This is a genomic window from Glaciihabitans sp. UYNi722, assembly GCF_040549465.1.
In the GTDB taxonomy this organism is placed as follows: Bacteria; Actinomycetota; Actinomycetes; order Actinomycetales; family Microbacteriaceae; genus Lacisediminihabitans.
Genome location: NZ_JBEPTL010000019.1, coordinates 26,119 through 42,565, shown reverse-complemented (window position 1 = coordinate 42,565; position 16,447 = coordinate 26,119). Strand labels below are relative to the sequence as shown.

Annotated in this window: 21 protein-coding genes; all 21 read left to right on the top strand. The window is 65.9% G+C overall.

The annotated features are described in order from the left end of the window. The first annotated feature begins 284 nt into the window (after positions 1-284). The 21 genes from ABIB56_RS13710 to ABIB56_RS13610 all read left to right on the top strand — a co-directional run bounded on the left by ABIB56_RS13710 (position 285) and on the right by ABIB56_RS13610 (position 16,446). The gene (locus tag ABIB56_RS13710) at positions 285-626 is read left to right on the top strand and encodes a flagellar basal body rod protein FlgB (protein ID WP_354569806.1); all 342 of its coding nucleotides are present in this window, start codon (positions 285-287) and stop codon (positions 624-626) included. Next, entirely contained in the window at positions 626-1,018 is a 393-nt protein-coding gene (locus tag ABIB56_RS13705; protein WP_354569776.1) for a flagellar basal body rod protein FlgC, read from the top strand. The genes ABIB56_RS13710 and ABIB56_RS13705 overlap by 1 nt, the downstream gene beginning before the upstream one ends. Beyond that, positions 1,018-1,341 carry a flagellar hook-basal body complex protein FliE gene (fliE, locus tag ABIB56_RS13700; protein ID WP_354569775.1) on the top strand — a complete coding sequence of 108 codons (324 nt, stop codon included), beginning with the start codon at positions 1,018-1,020 and terminating at the stop codon, positions 1,339-1,341. Before ABIB56_RS13705 ends, fliE begins: the two co-directional genes overlap by 1 nt. Then, positions 1,341-2,945 carry a flagellar basal-body MS-ring/collar protein FliF gene (gene fliF, locus ABIB56_RS13695; protein WP_354569774.1) on the top strand — a complete coding sequence of 535 codons (1,605 nt, stop codon included), beginning with the start codon at positions 1,341-1,343 and terminating at the stop codon, positions 2,943-2,945. Before fliE ends, fliF begins: the two co-directional genes overlap by 1 nt. Next, a complete protein-coding gene (gene fliG / locus ABIB56_RS13690) occupies positions 2,942-3,961 on the top strand; it encodes a flagellar motor switch protein FliG (protein WP_354569773.1) in 1,020 nt (339 codons plus the stop codon). Before fliF ends, fliG begins: the two co-directional genes overlap by 4 nt. Then, positions 3,951-4,559 (top strand): FliH/SctL family protein, encoded by a 609-nt coding sequence (locus ABIB56_RS13685; protein ID WP_354569772.1) that lies wholly within the window; start codon positions 3,951-3,953, stop codon positions 4,557-4,559. The genes fliG and ABIB56_RS13685 overlap by 11 nt, the downstream gene beginning before the upstream one ends. After that, complete coding sequence (locus ABIB56_RS13680; RefSeq protein ID WP_354569771.1) at positions 4,556-5,872, top strand: FliI/YscN family ATPase; 1,317 nt, start codon at positions 4,556-4,558, stop codon at positions 5,870-5,872. Before ABIB56_RS13685 ends, ABIB56_RS13680 begins: the two co-directional genes overlap by 4 nt. Next, the gene (locus ABIB56_RS13675; protein WP_354569770.1) at positions 5,872-6,306 is read left to right on the top strand and encodes a flagellar export protein FliJ; all 435 of its coding nucleotides are present in this window, start codon (positions 5,872-5,874) and stop codon (positions 6,304-6,306) included. Before ABIB56_RS13680 ends, ABIB56_RS13675 begins: the two co-directional genes overlap by 1 nt. Further along, positions 6,303-7,583, top strand: coding sequence for a flagellar hook-length control protein FliK (locus tag ABIB56_RS13670; RefSeq protein WP_354569769.1), 1,281 nt, complete (start codon positions 6,303-6,305; stop codon positions 7,581-7,583). Before ABIB56_RS13675 ends, ABIB56_RS13670 begins: the two co-directional genes overlap by 4 nt. Positions 7,584-7,600: 17 nt before the next feature. Next, on the top strand, positions 7,601-8,023 hold the full coding sequence (locus ABIB56_RS13665) for a flagellar hook assembly protein FlgD (RefSeq protein ID WP_354569768.1): 423 nt from the start codon (positions 7,601-7,603) through the stop codon (positions 8,021-8,023). Positions 8,024-8,056: 33 nt separating this feature from the next. After that, on the top strand, positions 8,057-9,226 hold the full coding sequence (locus ABIB56_RS13660; RefSeq protein WP_354569767.1) for a flagellar hook protein FlgE: 1,170 nt from the start codon (positions 8,057-8,059) through the stop codon (positions 9,224-9,226). 206 nt (positions 9,227-9,432) lie between these two features. Then, entirely contained in the window at positions 9,433-9,720 is a 288-nt protein-coding gene (locus ABIB56_RS13655) for a flagellar FlbD family protein (RefSeq protein ID WP_354569766.1), read from the top strand. Then, the gene (locus ABIB56_RS13650) at positions 9,720-10,493 is read left to right on the top strand and encodes a motility protein A (RefSeq protein ID WP_354569765.1); all 774 of its coding nucleotides are present in this window, start codon (positions 9,720-9,722) and stop codon (positions 10,491-10,493) included. The genes ABIB56_RS13655 and ABIB56_RS13650 overlap by 1 nt, the downstream gene beginning before the upstream one ends. Next, positions 10,493-11,359 (top strand): OmpA/MotB family protein, encoded by an 867-nt coding sequence (locus ABIB56_RS13645; RefSeq protein WP_354569764.1) that lies wholly within the window; start codon positions 10,493-10,495, stop codon positions 11,357-11,359. The genes ABIB56_RS13650 and ABIB56_RS13645 overlap by 1 nt, the downstream gene beginning before the upstream one ends. 8 nt (positions 11,360-11,367) lie before the next feature. After that, complete coding sequence (locus tag ABIB56_RS13640; RefSeq protein WP_354569763.1) at positions 11,368-12,273, top strand: flagellar motor switch protein FliM; 906 nt, start codon at positions 11,368-11,370, stop codon at positions 12,271-12,273. Beyond that, positions 12,270-12,974: a flagellar motor switch protein FliN gene (fliN, locus tag ABIB56_RS13635; protein ID WP_354569762.1), complete on the top strand. Its 705-nt coding sequence runs from the start codon at positions 12,270-12,272 to the stop codon at positions 12,972-12,974. The genes ABIB56_RS13640 and fliN overlap by 4 nt, the downstream gene beginning before the upstream one ends. Continuing rightward, complete coding sequence (locus ABIB56_RS13630; RefSeq protein WP_354569761.1) at positions 12,975-13,475, top strand: FliO/MopB family protein; 501 nt, start codon at positions 12,975-12,977, stop codon at positions 13,473-13,475. Then, entirely contained in the window at positions 13,472-14,311 is an 840-nt protein-coding gene (gene fliP / locus ABIB56_RS13625) for a flagellar type III secretion system pore protein FliP (RefSeq protein ID WP_354569760.1), read from the top strand. Before ABIB56_RS13630 ends, fliP begins: the two co-directional genes overlap by 4 nt. Then, the gene (fliQ, locus tag ABIB56_RS13620) at positions 14,311-14,586 is read left to right on the top strand and encodes a flagellar biosynthesis protein FliQ (RefSeq protein WP_354569759.1); all 276 of its coding nucleotides are present in this window, start codon (positions 14,311-14,313) and stop codon (positions 14,584-14,586) included. Before fliP ends, fliQ begins: the two co-directional genes overlap by 1 nt. A gap of 1 nt (position 14,587) precedes the next feature. Then, on the top strand, positions 14,588-15,346 hold the full coding sequence (locus ABIB56_RS13615; RefSeq protein ID WP_354569758.1) for a flagellar biosynthetic protein FliR: 759 nt from the start codon (positions 14,588-14,590) through the stop codon (positions 15,344-15,346). Further along, positions 15,346-16,446, top strand: a complete 1,101-nt coding sequence (locus tag ABIB56_RS13610) for an EscU/YscU/HrcU family type III secretion system export apparatus switch protein (RefSeq protein WP_354569757.1) — start codon at positions 15,346-15,348, stop codon at positions 16,444-16,446. The genes ABIB56_RS13615 and ABIB56_RS13610 overlap by 1 nt, the downstream gene beginning before the upstream one ends. Position 16,447 lies beyond the last annotated feature (1 nt).

Below are 16,447 nucleotides of genomic sequence, written 5' to 3'. Positions count from 1 at the left end.
GCCATGAAGCAATGATGGCAGGGGCTGATCCCCTCGACATCGCGACTTTGGAGGGTTACCAGCCGTGGGGACGTGGTCCACGCGACGATGATTATCGTGGACAAGCTCGGACGTCATCGAGCCACGGTCCTCATCGTCGCAAGGGAGTTTGAGGGTCATAGCCCCCCGTTCGGGGCGGACGCTAACGTGCCTAACCCCTCGACCGATAGCTAACAGTGAGCACGGATCGCTCATCGACAGGCCACGGATCGGCCATCAGTTCACTTGATGACGAACGGATAGCTGTGCTCGATTCGGTCACCTCTGCGGCGCTCAGCAGCGCACTGGATGGACTGGCGATGCGTCAACGAACCATTGCCAATAACATCGCGAACGTCAATACTCCCAACTACCACGCCAAGCGCGTGCTCTTCGAGGATGCTCTCGCCAAGTCTGTGCAGAACGGTGACGGGCGCGTGACCGCCGAGGTCGCCCGTTCGCTCGAGCCGACCGAACTCAACGGCAACAACGTCAACCTCGACACCGAGACCCTTTCCAACGTCGACACGGTGCTGCGGTACCAGTTCGCCAGCCAGGCCGTAGGCAACGAGTTCTCTGCCGTACGCGCCGCGATAAGGACGACCTGATGACTTTCGACGCGATCGGTATCGCCGCGACCGGACTCACCATGCACCGCAAATGGCTCGACGCGGTCTCCGACAACCTCGCCAACATCAACACCGTGAAACCGACGAGTGGTGCAGCCTTCCAGGCCCGCTACGTCGTCGCCCAGGAGGGCCAAGGCAACACAGGCGTCTACGTGCAGGGCGCGGCGTACGGATCGGCCGAAGGACGACTGACCTACAAGCCGGATGACCCGATGGCCGACGCCAACGGATACGTGCGACTGCCCGACATCGACCTCGCCTCGCAGATGGGCCAGCTCATCATGGCGCAGCGCGGCTACCAGGCGAATGCCGCGGTCGTCGACCGGGCCAAAGAGAGCTACCAGGCCGCAATTCAGATTGGACGTTCCTGATGGACATCTCCTCGATCAGTTCTGTGTCGTCGATGGGTTCTGTGCAAGGGGTCACCGGCACGGGGTACCTCAAACCGGCCGGTGGTACAAGCGCGACCAACGACTCGGGTTTCGCTGCGGAGTTCAGCGGCGCTGTCGACAATCTGCAGCAGCTGCAGTCGACATCCAACGACCTGGCCATCAAGGCTGTCACCGGGGACCTCCAAGACATCCACGCGGCGACCATCGCGTCGACGCGTGCCCAGGTGACGATGGAACTCGTGGCCGCCGTGCGCAATAAGGGCGTCGAAGCGTTCAACGACATCATGAGGATGCAGGCCTGATGCCCACCCAGGTAACAAGCGTTCTGCGGAGGCTGGCGAGCAGCATCCGCGAATTCACCATCGCGCAGCGGACGGTGGCCATCATCGGTGTGGCCGTGCTCGTACTCGGTGTCGCCGCCCTCGTCATGTGGGTGAGCAAGCCCTCTTACACCCCGCTTTTTTCCGGCCTCGCCGGAGCGGATGCGAACAGCATCGTCGACCAGTTGCGCACCGACGGTGTGCAGTACCAGCTCACCGACGGCGGAGGCACCATCCTGGTGCCGGAGGAGAGCGTCTACGACGAGCGCCTCAAGGCCGCTGCGGCCGGCCTCCCATCCTCAAACACCGGCGGCTACGCGCTGCTCGACAAGATGGGTGTCACCGCCTCGGAGTTCCAGCAGTCGGTCACCTACAAGCGTGCGCTCGAGGGCGAACTGGCTAACACCATCCAGGCGATGAAGGGCGTGAAGACCGCCTCCGTGCGGCTGGCCATTCCGAAGGATACAGTCTTTGTCGCTACGAAGGCCGACCCGACGGCATCCGTTTTCATCCAGACGCAGAACGGCGTCACCCTCAATGACGGCCAAGTGCAGGCGATCGTGCATCTGACCTCCGCATCGATCGACGGCATGAAGGCCGACGACGTCGCGGTCATCGACTCGACAGGCATCGTGCTCTCCGCTGTCGGCACAGGGGTTACCGGCGGCGCGGACAAGCAGTCCTCCGACTACGAGACCCGGGTGCGCAACTCTGTACAGGCCATGCTCGACAAGGTCGTGGGACCGGGCAACGCGACAGTCGTTGTCGCTGCCGACGTCAGCCACGACTCCGGCCAACGCACCGCGGAGACCTTCACCACCCCGGACGGCTCCCCGGCGCTCAACGAGTCGTTGAAGACCCAGACATCTGGCGGCGCCGGCAACTCGTCAACAGGCGTGCTCGGCCCCGACAACATCGCCGTGCCGAGCGGCACGACGCCGAATGGCGGCTCAGCCGCGGCCGAGACGACCAAGAACAACGCCATCAACAAGGTCACGGAGTCGACAACGATTCCGGCCGGGTCGATCAAGCGGCAGACAGTGTCAGTCGCGGTGAACGCGGCGGTCGCGGGCGGCCTCAACATGGCCAATATCAAGTCGCTCGTCTCGAGTGCCGCCGGCATCGATACCACTCGAGGCGACGCGGTGACCGTGGCGTCCGTGGCCTTCAACCAGGCCGGTGCAGCGGATGCCGCCAAGGCGATCGCCGCAGCGGACGCCGCAGCCGCAGCCGACCGGATGGCCAACATCGTGCGCACCGCCATCATCGTGCTCGGCATCGCCATCCCGGTGCTCATCGCCGCCGCCTTCCTGCTGCGTCGCGCTCGCCGCCGCAGGCAGGAGCTCGACGAGGCGCAGGAGATCGGTGAACTCGCCGAACTCCGCGCGATGATGAACGACCAGACCATCCCGATCGCGCTCACCCCGCCGCCGAGCGCAACGCCTCTGACCTACACGCAGCTTCCGCCGATGGAACCGGGCGATGTCGACCGCAAGCGCGCGGAGATCGACGCCCTCGCCGCGGCCGACCCGCAGCGCACCGCCGAATTCCTTCGCGGACTGATGGATGATCGGCAGTCGGTATGAGCGCCACGGTCGCCGCGCTTTCCGGCACCCAGAAGGTCGCCGTCGTTCTCATGAACATGGATCCGGTGCGCGCCGCCGAGGTCATGAAGCAGTTCAACGAGGCCGAAGCCGAGGAGATCGCCGCGGAGATCATCCGCCTGCGCCGGGTCGACAGCGCGGTCTCCGAGGCGACGATCATGGAGTTCCACGATCTCACCGTCAAGGGTGGCCGCAACTCTCGCGGCGGTCGCGACATCGCCTCCTCGCTGCTCGAGGCATCCTTTGGCAGCGAACGTGCCGCCGGCGTGATGAACCGCGTCGCATCGTCCATGGCAGGCAAGGCCTTCGAGTTCCTCGACACGGCAGAGCCAGGCCAGCTGGTCAGCCTGCTGGACGGCGAGCTGCCGCAGACTATCGCCCTCGTGCTCGCCCACCTGCGGGCGGAGCATGCTTCACCGGTACTCGCCGGCCTCGACAGTGCACTGCGCACCGATGTCGCCCAGGCCATCGGAACCATGGGGACCGCCGCCCCTGAGGCGGTGCGGGTCGTCGCCGAGACGCTCAAGGTGCGTGCAAGTGCCGTCGTCACCTCCCGGGATACGGAGGCCGCGGTTGGCGGCGTCCAGCCGCTGGTCGAGATCATCAACCGCTCCGACATCTCCATGGAACGCGCACTGCTCGACAGTCTCGACCAACTCGATCCGGAACTCGCCGAAGAGGTGCGCTCTCGGATGCTCACCTTCGCCGACCTGGTCAAGTTCGAGCGCAAGGACGTGCAGCAGGTGCTGCGCGGCATCGACGCCGGCGTGCTCGCGGTCGCCATGAAGGGCTCGCCGGAGCCGGTGATCGAGGTCATCAGGGCCAACATCTCCGAGCGCAATCGCGAGATCCTGGAAGACGAGATCCAGTCCCTCGGGCCGGTGCGGATGACCCAGGTCGAGGAGGCGCGCGCCGAAGTCGTGCGTGCCATCCGCGACCTCGAAGCGCAGGGCATTATCACGGTACAGCGTGGAGACGAGGACGAATATGTCGCTTGACACCCGGTTCTCCACCATCAGCTTCCCGTCGCTGCGCAGCGACCATCAGGAGACCCTCGACGTGCAGGCGCGGGCCAGCGGCCACGCGGCAGGATATGCGGCGGGTCTTCGCGCCGCGAGCCAGGAACTCGCCGAGCGGGTCGCCCGTCTCGACGAGGAACACGAGGCCACGCTGCGTCACGCGCAGGCGCGACTCGACCGCGCGATCGAACTGCTCACGGTGGCCGCGCGATCCCTGACCGAAGGCACAGTCCCGGTAGTGGCCGACGCGCAGGACACGCTGGCCGAGTCTGCGCTCGACCTCGCCGAGGCACTGCTCGGCACGGAGCTGAGCATCGGCGACACCTCGGCGACCGCTGCCATGAACCGCGCGCTCTCCTCGGTCGACACCGCTCTCGTTCACTTGGTGCGCATGAACCCGCTCGACCTCGCCGTCTTCGACGAGGAAACACTCGCGAAGACCGGTGTGACCTTCACCGCCGACCCGAATCTGGCCCGCGGCGACGCGATCACCGAGTTTCCCGTCGGCTACCTCGACGCCCGCATCAGCACCGCTGTCGCCAGGGCGAAGGCCGCGATCCTCGGGGAGGCGTCATGAGCATCGCCCTGCGCCCCCGGATGACGACCGCGCTCGCCGCTGCACGTCCGGAGCGCGTCGGCGTGGTCTCCTCCATCGTCGGTCTCGGCCTGGAGATCAACGGGCTGGACTGCGCGATCGGCGACCTCGTGACGATCGGGGACCGCAGCCCCGTGGATGCCGAGGTAATCGCTACGACGCGGTCCGGCATCCGCTGCATGCCGCTCGCCCGCATGACGGGCATCAACGCCGGCGCACCAGCACGCACCAAAGGCATGCCGATGCTCGTGCCGACCGGCGCCGGACTCTTCGGCCGGGTGATCGACGGCCTCGGTCGACCGATCGACGGCAAGGGTCCGCTGCGACCGGACGCGATGGTGACGCTGGACAACGACAGCCCTTCCGCGATGCACAGGGCCCGCATCGCCACACCGCTGCAGACCGGTGTGCGGGTGCTCGACACCCTCACGACCGTCGGCAAGGGCCAGCGTCTCGGACTTTTCGCCGGCTCCGGCGTCGGTAAATCCTCCCTTCTCTCGATGATCGCCAGGGGAACGGATGCCAGTGTCTCCGTGATCGCCCTCGTCGGTGAGCGCGGCCGTGAGGTGCGCGAGTTCCTCGAGGACGACCTCGGCGAAGCGGGTCTCGCTCGCTCGATCGTGGTCGTCTCCACCTCGGACGAGCCAGCCATGATGCGCCTGCGCGCCGCTTTTGTCGCCACCCGCATCGCCGAGTCGTTCCGCGACCAGGGTTCCGACGTCATGCTCATGATGGACTCGCTCACCCGCGTGGCGATGGCGCAGCGCGAGATCGGGCTCTCCGTCGGCGAACCGCCGGCCACCCGCGGCTACCCGCCGTCGACTTTCTCCCTGCTCGCCCAGCTGCTCGAGCGTGCGGGAACAGGCGAAACAGGTTCCGTTACCGGCATATATACGGTGCTGGTCGACGGTGACGATCACAACGAACCGATCGCGGATGCGGCCCGCTCCTTCCTCGACGGCCACGTCGTGCTCGATCGCAAACTCGCCGTCGCCGGTCACTTCCCCTCGATCGACGTGCTCGGTTCGATCTCGCGCGTCGCGTCGCGCGTGAATGCGCCGGAGCGGATGCAGGTAGCCAGCGTCCTGCGCCGCACCCTCGCCGCACGCAAGGGGGCACAGGATCTTCTCGATGTCGGGGCCTACCAGATCGGCGCCAACCCCCTGGTCGATGCTGCTGTGAAACATGAGACGGAGATCAACGCCTTCCTGCAACAGCGGATGGATGAGCAGACCACCGTCCCAGAAGCCTGGGATCGACTCAGCAGACTCACTGCCACTCTCGGAGGTGTCTAATGCCACGCATGTTCCCTCTCGCCGGCCTACTGCGCCTGCGTCAGATCCAGAAAGACCAGGCGGCAAGCGACCTTTCGGCGGCCAATGCTCGACTGAACGAGAGCAGTGCTCGCCAGCGTCAGGCGCGAACCGCTCTCGGCAGCGTCACGAACGACGTGACCGACACCAGCGTGCTCTATGCGGTGGCAGCGGCGCGGGCATCCTCCCGCAGCATGCTCGCCGAGCTCGAAGCACTCGACTGCGAGCACCGCGAACTACGGGACCAGGCCTCGGCCGAGTTCACTGCGGCACGGGCGCGCTCGATCGGCCTGGAGAAGCTCGAAGACCGCCACATCGAGACGGTCGTCGGCGGCGAACTCAGGGCGGAGCAGGCGATGCTGGACGAGATCGCGTCGACCGGATGGCACCGCACGGCGGAAGGCGGAACCCAGTGACCCTCATCGGACTCTTCACCGGCACCGCTCCAGCGAAGCCACCGACCGGTTCGGCGACCGGCCAGCAAGCAGCGGCCGGCTTCGGCGCGGCGATGCTGGACGCACAGGTTGCCCTGTTCTCACCCGCGCCGGCGGCCGCACTCGCACCTGCACCAGGACCCGCACCGTCGGCAACCGCGGTCAAAGGCCAGGCTGCCGAACAGCCTGCCACCGACGGGCTCTCGCAGCTGGTTGCACAGCTCCCCGGGAAGCCTACGGATGCAGCCAAGCCCGAGACCGCCCCGGCGAGCGATGGCGATGCTTCGGACGATTCCGCACCCCTCGTGGCAGTCGCGGCGACCGTCACTCCGACCGCGCTGCCTATGCCGGCACCAGCGGCGGCAACCACTACGACCCCCGCGGAAGGAACGGCGACACCGGCTGTAGCAGCCGCCGTCACCGGTGCCGTGGCCGCAACTGCGACGACAACCGTCTCCGCTTCCGCTTCCGCTTCCGCTTCCGCCGAACTTGTCGCGCCACCCGTGCAGGCACCGCGATCCGGCACGAAGGCTGAAGCCAAGCCCACAGCCGCAACCGCTGCACCGGGCGCACCCGCAACTCCGGTCGCCGCGGTTCCTGCCCTGCCGACTGTGATTACCGCGGGCGCGCCGACCCCTGCAGCCACGACGACACCGGTTCCGCTGGAGACGCTTCCGGCCGTCGCCGTGAAATCCGCCAAGCCAGAGGTCGCACCTGTCGTGATGACGGCGGTCGCCGCACAGGACGCGCCCTCGCCGACACCCGTGATCGTCTCGGTGACGCCGGCCGCGGCATCCGCAGCTCTGGTCACGGTTGCGCCGACCGCACCGATGGTGCCACAGCATTTCGCCGCGCAGCTGTCGAAACCGATCTTCAGCCTCGCCGCCGCCGGACCGGGAGAACACGTCGTCACCGTGAGCGTCACGCCGGACAACCTCGGGCCGGTCACGGTGCGCGCCCACGTCGGCGCCGAGGGAATGCGGGTGGAACTCTTCGCCCCGAGTGACATCGGGCGGGACGCCATTCGCTCGATCCTTCCCGACCTGCGTAAGGATCTCGCCGGGCAGGGGCTGAGTGCCAACCTCGACCTGTCGTCGCAGAACCAGCCGACCGACAGCAGCTTCGACGGCTCCGGCCGCGAGCGCCGCGTCGCCGAACTGCAAGAAACATCCGTCACCACCGCCGCCGAGACCGAGGTCACGCCCGCATCCGGCCGGATGCGGGACGCGCACTCGACAACCCTCGACGTGCTGGTCTGAGAGAAGGAGTACCACCGATGACAGTCGCACCCGTAGACACGGCAACCAATGCCAGCCTCTACACCACACAGACCGCGCGGGTTCCGAAACAGACCATGGACTCCGCTGTCTTCATGCAGCTGCTCGTCACGCAGTTGCGCAACCAGGACCCCTCGTCGCCGATGGATACCAACCAGATGATCTCGCAGACCACCCAGCTGGCGATGATGGAGAAGATGACCGAGCTCTCGACCACGAGCACGGAAGACTTCTCACTCCAGATGCGGATCGCGGCCGCCGGCATCGTCGGCAAACAGGTCAGCTATCTCGACAAGGACGGCAAGCCCGTCTCCGGCACCGCGACGAGCGTCTCCTTCGCCGGCCCAGTACCCAAGGTCACCGTCGGGGGCGTCGACGTGGCGCTCGACCTCATCTCCGGCATCACCACCACCAACCCCTGAACTTCACGCACACCAACCGAAAGGCAGTAGACAATGCTTCGTTCCCTGTACTCCGGAATCTCCGGACTCCGCTCGCACCAGACCATGCTCGACGTCACCGGTAACAACATCGCCAACGTCAACACCACGGCGTTCAAGGCATCCGCCGTCCAGTTTCAGGACACGCTCTCGCAACTGACGAAGGGCGCAAGCGGTGCACAGGCCGGCGTTGGCGGTACCAACCCGGCCCAGGTCGGTCTCGGCGTGCTCGTGGCCGGCATCTCGACCAACTTCGCCCAGGGTTCGACCCAGGCGACCGGCCGACCGACCGACCTGATGATCTCCGGTGACGGATTCTTCGTCACCAAGTCGGGCAACCAGACGCTCTACACGCGCGCCGGCTCCTTCGACTTCGACGACGCGGGCCAGCTGGTCGCACCAGATGGTTCGCTGGTGCAGGGTTGGGGTGCAATCAACGGTGTCGTCAACGACGGCGGAGCAACCGGCAACATCGTGCTGCCGCGTGGGGCCGTCGTACCCGCCGTCGCCACCACCTCGTCGACGGTGGCCGGCAACCTTCCCGACGACGCCGCGGTTGGCACAGCACTCGTGCGCGACGTGCAGGCTTTCGACGGTTCGGGTACGGCACGCGCTGTCACACTCACCTACACGCGCACCGCGACCGGATGGGATGTCGCGGGCGTCGATGCGAACGGCGCGACCGCCAACACCTCACTGGCCTTCACCAACGGCGCGCTCACCACGGGCGGAACTCTCGCCATCGGCGGCATCGCCGTAGACATGACGAAGGTAACAGGATTCGCCAAGCTCACCACCGTCGCCGCGACTGCCAACGGCCGAGCCGCGGGATCGCTCGAGACCTATACCCTGTCGAGCGACGGCACGCTCATCGGCCAGTTCAGCAATGGCGCATCCCAGGCCATCGGGCGCATCGTGCTGGCGACCTTCGTCAACCCCGGCGGCCTCGAGAAGGCAGGCTCCTCGTCCTACAAGGCCACGCTCAACTCCGGTAACGCCGAAGTCGGTGCTCCCGGCAGCGGAAGTGTCGGCTCGCTCGTCGCCGGCGCGCTCGAGATGTCGAACGTCGACCTCTCGCAGGAGTTCACCAACCTGATCGTCGCGCAGCGCGGCTTCCAGGCGAACGCCCGCATCATCACCACCTCCGATGAGGTGCTGCAGGAGCTCACTAACCTCAAGCGCTAGCAGTTCGCGCCGATTGAGCTAACCCTCGCTGATCGAGCCTGCCGAGATCCCATCCGGGGTCTCGGCAGGCTCTTTCGCGTCTGCGGCATCCGGATGGCCAACAGGACTGCGGATGCCGCTCCGCATCTAACGCAAGCGCGCCGTCGACCGATAGTGGTGGGTAAGGGCCCAGGAAGGGCCCACTACACACAAGCAGGGATGCGCTCATGATCGTTGTCACGCGGCTGAACGACAGCCAGTTTGCGATCAATCCCGATTTGATTGAGCGCATACATTCGAACCCCGACACCACTCTTGTGATGGTTGACGGTGCCAAGTACATCGTCACCGAGTCGATGGCAGAGGTGATCGACCGCATCTCCCGTTACCGGGCGACGGTCATCGCACTCACCCACGAACTGTCGGCGAACGGCCACCTGCCAGGACCGCGCTCGCTCGGCCTCGTCGAAGACCTCGACGACCATGCCGTGCCGCTTCGCCCGAGGAAGATCTGATGGATCCCGCAACCATAATCGGAATCGTCGTCGCCTTCGGGGCGCTCCTGGCGATGCTCACGCTCGAAGGCTCCAACGTCTCGGCCATTCTCCTGCCGGCACCGATGGTGCTGGTCTTCGGAGCGACGATCGCCGTCGGCATCGCCAGCGGCACGCTCAAGGACATGTTCCTGGCGGTGAAGGCGCTGCCGCGGGCCTTCACCGGCAAGATCGCCAAACCGCACGAGACCATCGACCAGGTCGTGGCGCTCGCCGAGAAGGCACGGCGCGAAGGCCTGCTCTCTCTCGAGCAGGAGGCGGAGGCCGTCGACGACCCGTTCCTCAAGAATGCCCTGCAGAACATCGCCGACGGCACCGATGGCGAAGAACTCCGGGTGCTGCTCGAGGATGAGATCGCCACGCGCACCGGCTCCGACCGTATCGCCGGCAAATTCTTCTCCACTCTCGGCGGCTTCGCCCCGACGGTGGGCATCATCGGCACCGTCGTCTCACTCACCCACGTGCTCGAGAACCTCTCCACCCCCGACAAGCTCGGACCGCTCATCGCCTCCGCCTTCGTCGCCACTCTCTGGGGTCTGCTCTCTGCCAACTTCCTCTGGCTGCCGATCGGTTCGCGCCTTCGCCGCCTCGCCGACCTGGAGAACCAGCGGATGACGCTGATCATGGAAGGCGTGCTCGCTGTGCAGGCGGGAAGCCAGCCCCGACTGCTCGGGGAACGCCTGCGCGCGATGGTTCCGGACAACGCTCTTCCGAAGCTGCCGAAAGCGGCCTGATGAGTGCCCGCCGCGGTCGCCGCCGCCACGAGGAAGAGGAGGAGCACGGTCCGGACGAACGCTGGATGGCCTCCTATATGGACATGGTCACCGTGCTCATGTGCATGTTCATCGTGCTTTTCGCGATGTCCACCGTCGACCAGAACAAGTTCGAGGAACTGCGCAACTCACTCGCGACCGGTTTCGGCGTCACCAATATCGGCAAGGTCGATACCGCGCAGGGCACCGTGGTCCCACCGGATAAAGCGGATGCCAAGTCGCAGAGTTTCGCCGATGGCCAGGCCGCGGTCACAGAGGTGGAGAACCTCAGGGCGCTGCAGGAGAAGATCAGCACGGCGCTGTCGGCCCACGGGCTCGCTGGTACCGTGCAGTTCCAGCTCGACGAGAGAGGACTCACCATCCGACTCGTCGACAGCCAGACCTTCTTCACGCCGAACAGTACGGCTCTCGTCGGTGTGGCCACGAGTGTGCTCGACACCGTGGCGCCCATTCTCGCGGGCACCACCTACGGGATCTCAGTCGAGGGGCACGCCGACCTTCGCCAGCCGCAGAGCCCCTATCCGACCAACTGGGAGCTGTCGTCCGGTCGCGCGGTGCAGGTGCTGCGTCGGATGGTCGAGGTCGGTGGGATCGCACCCGAGCGCATCGGGGCTGTCGGCTACGGATCATCCAGGCCACTCGCCGACGGCACATCCCAGGAGGCTCTCGCCCAGAATCGCCGGGTCGACATCGTCGTGCTCTCCAACGCGCCGGAGTCGGTGCGAGCTCTCATCCCCGATGTGATCAAGGGCGAGATCACGGATAAGACGACCACCGCCAACAAGATCGCACCATTTCTCTTACCTGCGAGCGCCCTCAGCCGATAGTTTGCTGCGTGACGGTCCAGGAACAAATTACTATCGGCGTGCCCGCAAGGCAGGGCGCCCCGGCAGAGCCCTATGACTTCCGCCGTCCAACGACGCTGGCCCGTGAGCACTCCCGGGTGCTCGAGTTGGCCTTCGAGACTTTCGCCAGGCAGTGGGGAACACAGCTCACCGCGAAGGTGCGTGTCGTCTCCCAGGTGACCTGCGATCAGGTCGTCATGATGACCTATGACGAGTACGCGGCGAGCCTGCCGGCGACCACGGCGATGGTGCTCTGCAGCCTCGAAGGGATATCGTCCAAGGCCGTCATCCAGTTCCCCACCTCCGCGGCACTGACCTGGGTCTCCTACATGCTGGGCAGCAATCACGCCCAGGTCACGCCGGAGCGCAAGTTCACCCAGATCGAGCAGGCCCTCGTTCGCCGCCTGTTCGATGACGCGCTCGAAGATCTCCGCTACTCGCTCGGCGCGCTGCTGGTGAAGACGATCAGCGTGGATGCGATCCAGTACAACTCGCAGTTCGCCCAGGCCGCAGCCACATCCGACCTAATGATCGTGTCGTCGTTCGGCATCCGCGTCGGCGACAGCACCACCACCGCGACACTCGCCCTGCCGGCCGAGGTGATTCTGCCGCAGCTGGGCGAATCCAACCCCACCAGCACGATCACCAACGCCAAGCAGCTCGTGACCGCCCAGATCGGCTGGGTGCCGGTCGAAGTCTCGCTGCAGCTCGCCCCTGCCTACGTGAAGCCCAGCAAGATACTCGGTCTCGCCGTCGGAGACGTGCTGCACATTCCGCACCCCCAGAATCGTCCGCTCGACGTGACGGTCGACGGCCAGCCTCTGGCCCGCGCCGCCGTTGGTTCCAACGGCTCCCGTCTCGCCTGCGTCATCGTCACCACCGAGGAGAAATCGTGAAGAAGAGCACCGTTCTTGATCCGCGTACCGCCGCAGCCCATGCCATGGCCGCCCTGCTGCCGAGCACGGCCGAGCTCACCGCCGGCCCTTTCGACGGCAGCACCGTCGTCGCCAGCACCGCGGTCGTCGCCTCCTTCGTCGGGGAGGTGTCGGCCGACCTGGCCGTCGTACTCGTCGATTCGGATGCGCTCGCCGCGGCATCCGGCACCGACTCTGCACTCGTCTCCCTCGTCGACGTGCTGCGTCCGGCTCTCGAAGCCGCCGCGCTCGAGCTCGGCACCGGGGTGCTCGGAGACGTGAGAAACGACGACGCCACCGCACTATTCGACGACGACGACACCGAGGTGTTCACTCTGTCGGCCGCGGGCATTCCCGCCGGCTGGTTCGCCATCCGCGTTCGCCAGAACGGCGTCGTCACCGGCGCAAGCCCCATCACGGAGGAATCGATGCTCGGCAAACTCGGTCGCATCAACAACGTAGAAATGGCGCTGACCGTCGAGATCGGCCGTACCCGGATGTCGGTGCGCGACGTTCTCGGACTCGAACCCGGTGCGGTCATCGAACTCGACCGCTCGGCCGGTGCGCCAGCCGACGTGCTGCTCAACGGCCGCCTCATCGCCCACGGCGAGATCGTCGTCATCGACCAGGACTACGCGGTGCGGATCACCAAGATCCTCGATGTGGCCGAGGGTATCGGCTAAGTGGACTCTGTCTTCGTCGCGCTGCGCGTAATCCTCTCCCTGGCCGCCGTGGTCGGGCTGCTCTGGGTACTGCAGCGACGCATCACCAAAGGCGCGAAATCGACCCGCGCGACGAAACTCGTCAAGGTCGTCTCGCGTCAGGGAATCGCGCAGAAGGCCTCGGTCGTCGTCGTGGACGTCGACGGCCAGCGCTTCCTGCTCGGTGTGACCGAGCACTCGGTGACCGTGCTCAACACGAGCGAGCTGCCGGTCGAAGAAGTGGTCGAGGTACCGATCGCCGCAAAGCTTGTCGCCGCGAAACCTGTGGCCGCGAAACCGTCCATCGCGAAGCCGGATTCGGCGACCGCGTTCGGCGCGGTCATGGCCTCCACGAAAGCTCCCGCCTCCTTCACCAGTTTCGACCCGAAGACCGGGCAGCCGCGCAGCGGTGCCTTCGACGGCTCCATCCTCTCCGCCGCCACCTGGAAGCGGGCGGCTGCGGCACTGCGGAACGGCCGATGAAGCTCGCGATGCGCACCTGGACGTCGGGGAGAGTCGCCCGCATCACCGTCATCGCGCTGCTGGTACTGGTGACCGCCATCGCGCTCGCCCTGATGTCGGCGACCGCCGGTCATGCCGCGCCGGTCGATCCGACCCCTCCCACCGACCCGATCTCGCCGGACGGTACCGGCGGGCTGTCGGTGAACATCAACGGTCCGGATGGCGCGCCCTCATCATCCATCGTCACCCTGGTCGGTATCACACTGCTCTCGGTCGCACCGGCACTGCTGCTGATGATGACCTCGTTCACCAAGATCTTCGTCGTGCTGGCTATGGCCCGCAACGCCCTCGGACTGCAGTCGATCCCGCCGAACCAGGTGATCGCCGGCCTCGCGCTCTTCCTGTCGCTGTTCATCATGGCGCCGGTACTCGGTGACATCAACACCCACGCCGTGCAGCCATACCTCAACGGGAATATGAATTTCACGGATGCCCTCGCCGCAGGCTCCGAACCGCTCAGGCACTTCATGCTCGCCCACGTGCGCGAAGAGGATCTGGCCCTGATGACTCGGGCTGCAGGGCAGGCCAACCCGAAGGATCCAGAGTCGGTCTCGCTACTGACGCTGATCCCGGCGTTCATGATCTCGGAACTCCGCGCGGCGTTCATCATCGGCTTCGTGATCTTCATACCGTTCCTGGTGATCGACCTCGTCGTCTCCTCCGCCCTGATGTCCATGGGCATGATGATGCTCCCCCCGGTGATGATTTCGCTGCCGTTCAAGATCCTGCTGTTCGTGCTCGTCGACGGCTGGGGGCTGATCATCACCACGCTGATAACCAGTTACAAGGGGGGCTGATGGATCCCAACGCCGTTCTCGACATCGGCCTGCAGGGTCTGCTGATCGCCGCCAAGCTCGCTGCGCCGGTTCTCATCACCGCGCTTGTCGTCGGCTTCGCCATCTCCCTGCTGCAGTCGATCACGCAGATCCAGGAGGTGACGCTGTCATTCGTGCCGAAGGCCATCGCGGTGGCCCTCGCGCTGCTGGTCTCCGGTCACTGGATGATCTCCGAAATGGTCTCCTTCACCCAGGCCATGTTCGAGAAGATCCCGTCGCTATTGAACGGCGGCTGACGTGGGGATCACCCTCAACTTCGAATGGCTTGAGGCCATGATGCTCGCCTCCGTGCGCATGATCGCCTTCCTGGTGATCGCGCCGCCGTTCTCGCACAACTCCTTCCCGCTGCGCATCAAGGCGATGCTCGGGTTCGGCCTCGCGCTCGCTGTGTCCCCTCAGGTGACCAAGGGGTATGTCTCGCCCGACACCGGGGGTTTCTTCGTCTCGCTCGTCTCCGAACTGGTGGTCGGCGCACTGCTCGGCTTCCTGGTGATGCTGGTGTTCTCCGCCATCCAGTCCGCCGGCAACCTGATCGACCTGTTCGGCGGGTTCCAGCTCGCCCAGGCCTTCGACCCGCAGTCGATGATCAACGGAGCGCAGTTCGCCAGGCTCTTCCACATGACAGCGATCGCCCTGCTTTTCGCCAGCGGCGGCTACCAGCTCATCATCGGCGGACTCGCCCGCACCTTCACTGCCCTCCCTCTCGCCGGCGGGATGGACCTCGCCGTTCCCGCCAAGGCGCTCACCGATGGCGTCGGACAGATGATGCTGGCGTCGCTGCAGATCGCCGGCCCGCTGATCGTGGTGCTCTTTCTGGCGGATGCCGGCCTCGGGCTCATCACCCGCGTCGCGCCGGCTCTCAACGCTTTCGCCCTCGGCTTCCCGATCAAGATCCTGATCACGCTCATCCTCGGCTCCCTGCTCTTCGTGGCCATGCCGCGCATTGTGGAGTCGGTCACCGGCAACGCTGTCGGCTTTCTGGTGGGGGTGAAGTAATGGCTGAAGACTCCGGAGAAAAGACCGAACAGGCCACCGAGAAACGCATGAAGGAGGTGCGCTCCGAGGGCCAGCTCTCCCGCTCGCAGGACGTCACGGCCTGGCTCGGCGTTGGGGCCGCCGCAGTCATGATCCCGATCACCGTCTCTGCCGGTTCGGACGCAGTGTCAGGCCAGATGTTCCGCATCAACGATCTCGCCAAGAACCCTGATCCGGCTCTCGCTGTGCAGGCCCTCGGCGAGGGACTGATGTCGATCGGCGGCATCATCCTGCCGATGCTCATCGTCACCGTGATCGCGGTGCTCGGTGGCGCGGCGCTGCAGGGCGGCATCCACTTCAAGAAATTCACCGGCAAGTTCGAGCAGTTCAACCTGCTCGCGGGCGTGAAGCGTACCTTCGGCATGGAGGCGCTCTGGCAGGGCGTGAAAGCGCTGCTCAAGACTGCCGTCGTGGCTGGCGTGCTGCTCATCGTGATCCAGGGCCTGATGCCGGTGCTCATGGCGGCTGGCGGCCTCCCCGCCTCAGAACTCATCACGGCGGCGACCGATGGTGCGGGAGCACTACTGCAGTCCGCGGTCGCTGCCGGCCTTGTTCTGGCCGCCATCGACATGTTCGTGATCATGCGCCGCAACCGCAAGAAGACCCGAATGACCAAAAAAGAGGTCAAGGACGAGAACAAGAGCTCAGAGGGCGACCCGCTGATCAGATCGCAGCGCCGGTCGCGCCAGCTCGCGATGAGCCGCAACCGCATGATGGCGGCGATCGTCGACGCCGACGTCGTGCTCGTGAACCCCACCCACTTCGCCATCGCGCTCAAGTACGAGCCTGGCAAGTCCGCGCCGCGTGTGGTCGCTAAGGGCGCGGGAATCATCGCCGCCCGCATCCGCGAACAGGCGGAGACCGATCACGTGCCGATCGTCAAAGACATCCCGCTCACGCGTGCGCTGCACGCGGGATGCGACATCGGCCAGGAGATCCCGACCGAGCACTACAACGCGGTCGCCCGCGTACTCGCTTTCGTCCTCGCACTGAAGAAGAGGGGCTCTGCACAGGGCACCCACACCATGACGTCACTCGTTCCCGCCCACGGAGGTATCTGAG

Coding starts and splice junctions, on each gene's coding strand:
- ABIB56_RS13675 (WP_354569770.1), top strand. CDS start 5,872: ATGCCACGCATGTTCCCTCTCGCCGGCCTACTGCGCCTGCGTCAGATC.
- ABIB56_RS13685 (WP_354569772.1), top strand. CDS start 3,951: ATGTCGCTTGACACCCGGTTCTCCACCATCAGCTTCCCGTCGCTGCGC.
- ABIB56_RS13680 (WP_354569771.1), top strand. CDS start 4,556: ATGAGCATCGCCCTGCGCCCCCGGATGACGACCGCGCTCGCCGCTGCA.
- fliG (WP_354569773.1), top strand. CDS start 2,942: ATGAGCGCCACGGTCGCCGCGCTTTCCGGCACCCAGAAGGTCGCCGTC.
- ABIB56_RS13660 (WP_354569767.1), top strand. CDS start 8,057: ATGCTTCGTTCCCTGTACTCCGGAATCTCCGGACTCCGCTCGCACCAG.
- fliF (WP_354569774.1), top strand. CDS start 1,341: ATGCCCACCCAGGTAACAAGCGTTCTGCGGAGGCTGGCGAGCAGCATC.
- ABIB56_RS13705 (WP_354569776.1), top strand. CDS start 626: ATGACTTTCGACGCGATCGGTATCGCCGCGACCGGACTCACCATGCAC.
- ABIB56_RS13665 (WP_354569768.1), top strand. CDS start 7,601: ATGACAGTCGCACCCGTAGACACGGCAACCAATGCCAGCCTCTACACC.
- ABIB56_RS13650 (WP_354569765.1), top strand. CDS start 9,720: ATGGATCCCGCAACCATAATCGGAATCGTCGTCGCCTTCGGGGCGCTC.
- ABIB56_RS13655 (WP_354569766.1), top strand. CDS start 9,433: ATGATCGTTGTCACGCGGCTGAACGACAGCCAGTTTGCGATCAATCCC.
- ABIB56_RS13645 (WP_354569764.1), top strand. CDS start 10,493: ATGAGTGCCCGCCGCGGTCGCCGCCGCCACGAGGAAGAGGAGGAGCAC.
- fliE (WP_354569775.1), top strand. CDS start 1,018: ATGGACATCTCCTCGATCAGTTCTGTGTCGTCGATGGGTTCTGTGCAA.
- ABIB56_RS13610 (WP_354569757.1), top strand. CDS start 15,346: ATGGCTGAAGACTCCGGAGAAAAGACCGAACAGGCCACCGAGAAACGC.
- fliQ (WP_354569759.1), top strand. CDS start 14,311: ATGGATCCCAACGCCGTTCTCGACATCGGCCTGCAGGGTCTGCTGATC.
- fliP (WP_354569760.1), top strand. CDS start 13,472: ATGAAGCTCGCGATGCGCACCTGGACGTCGGGGAGAGTCGCCCGCATC.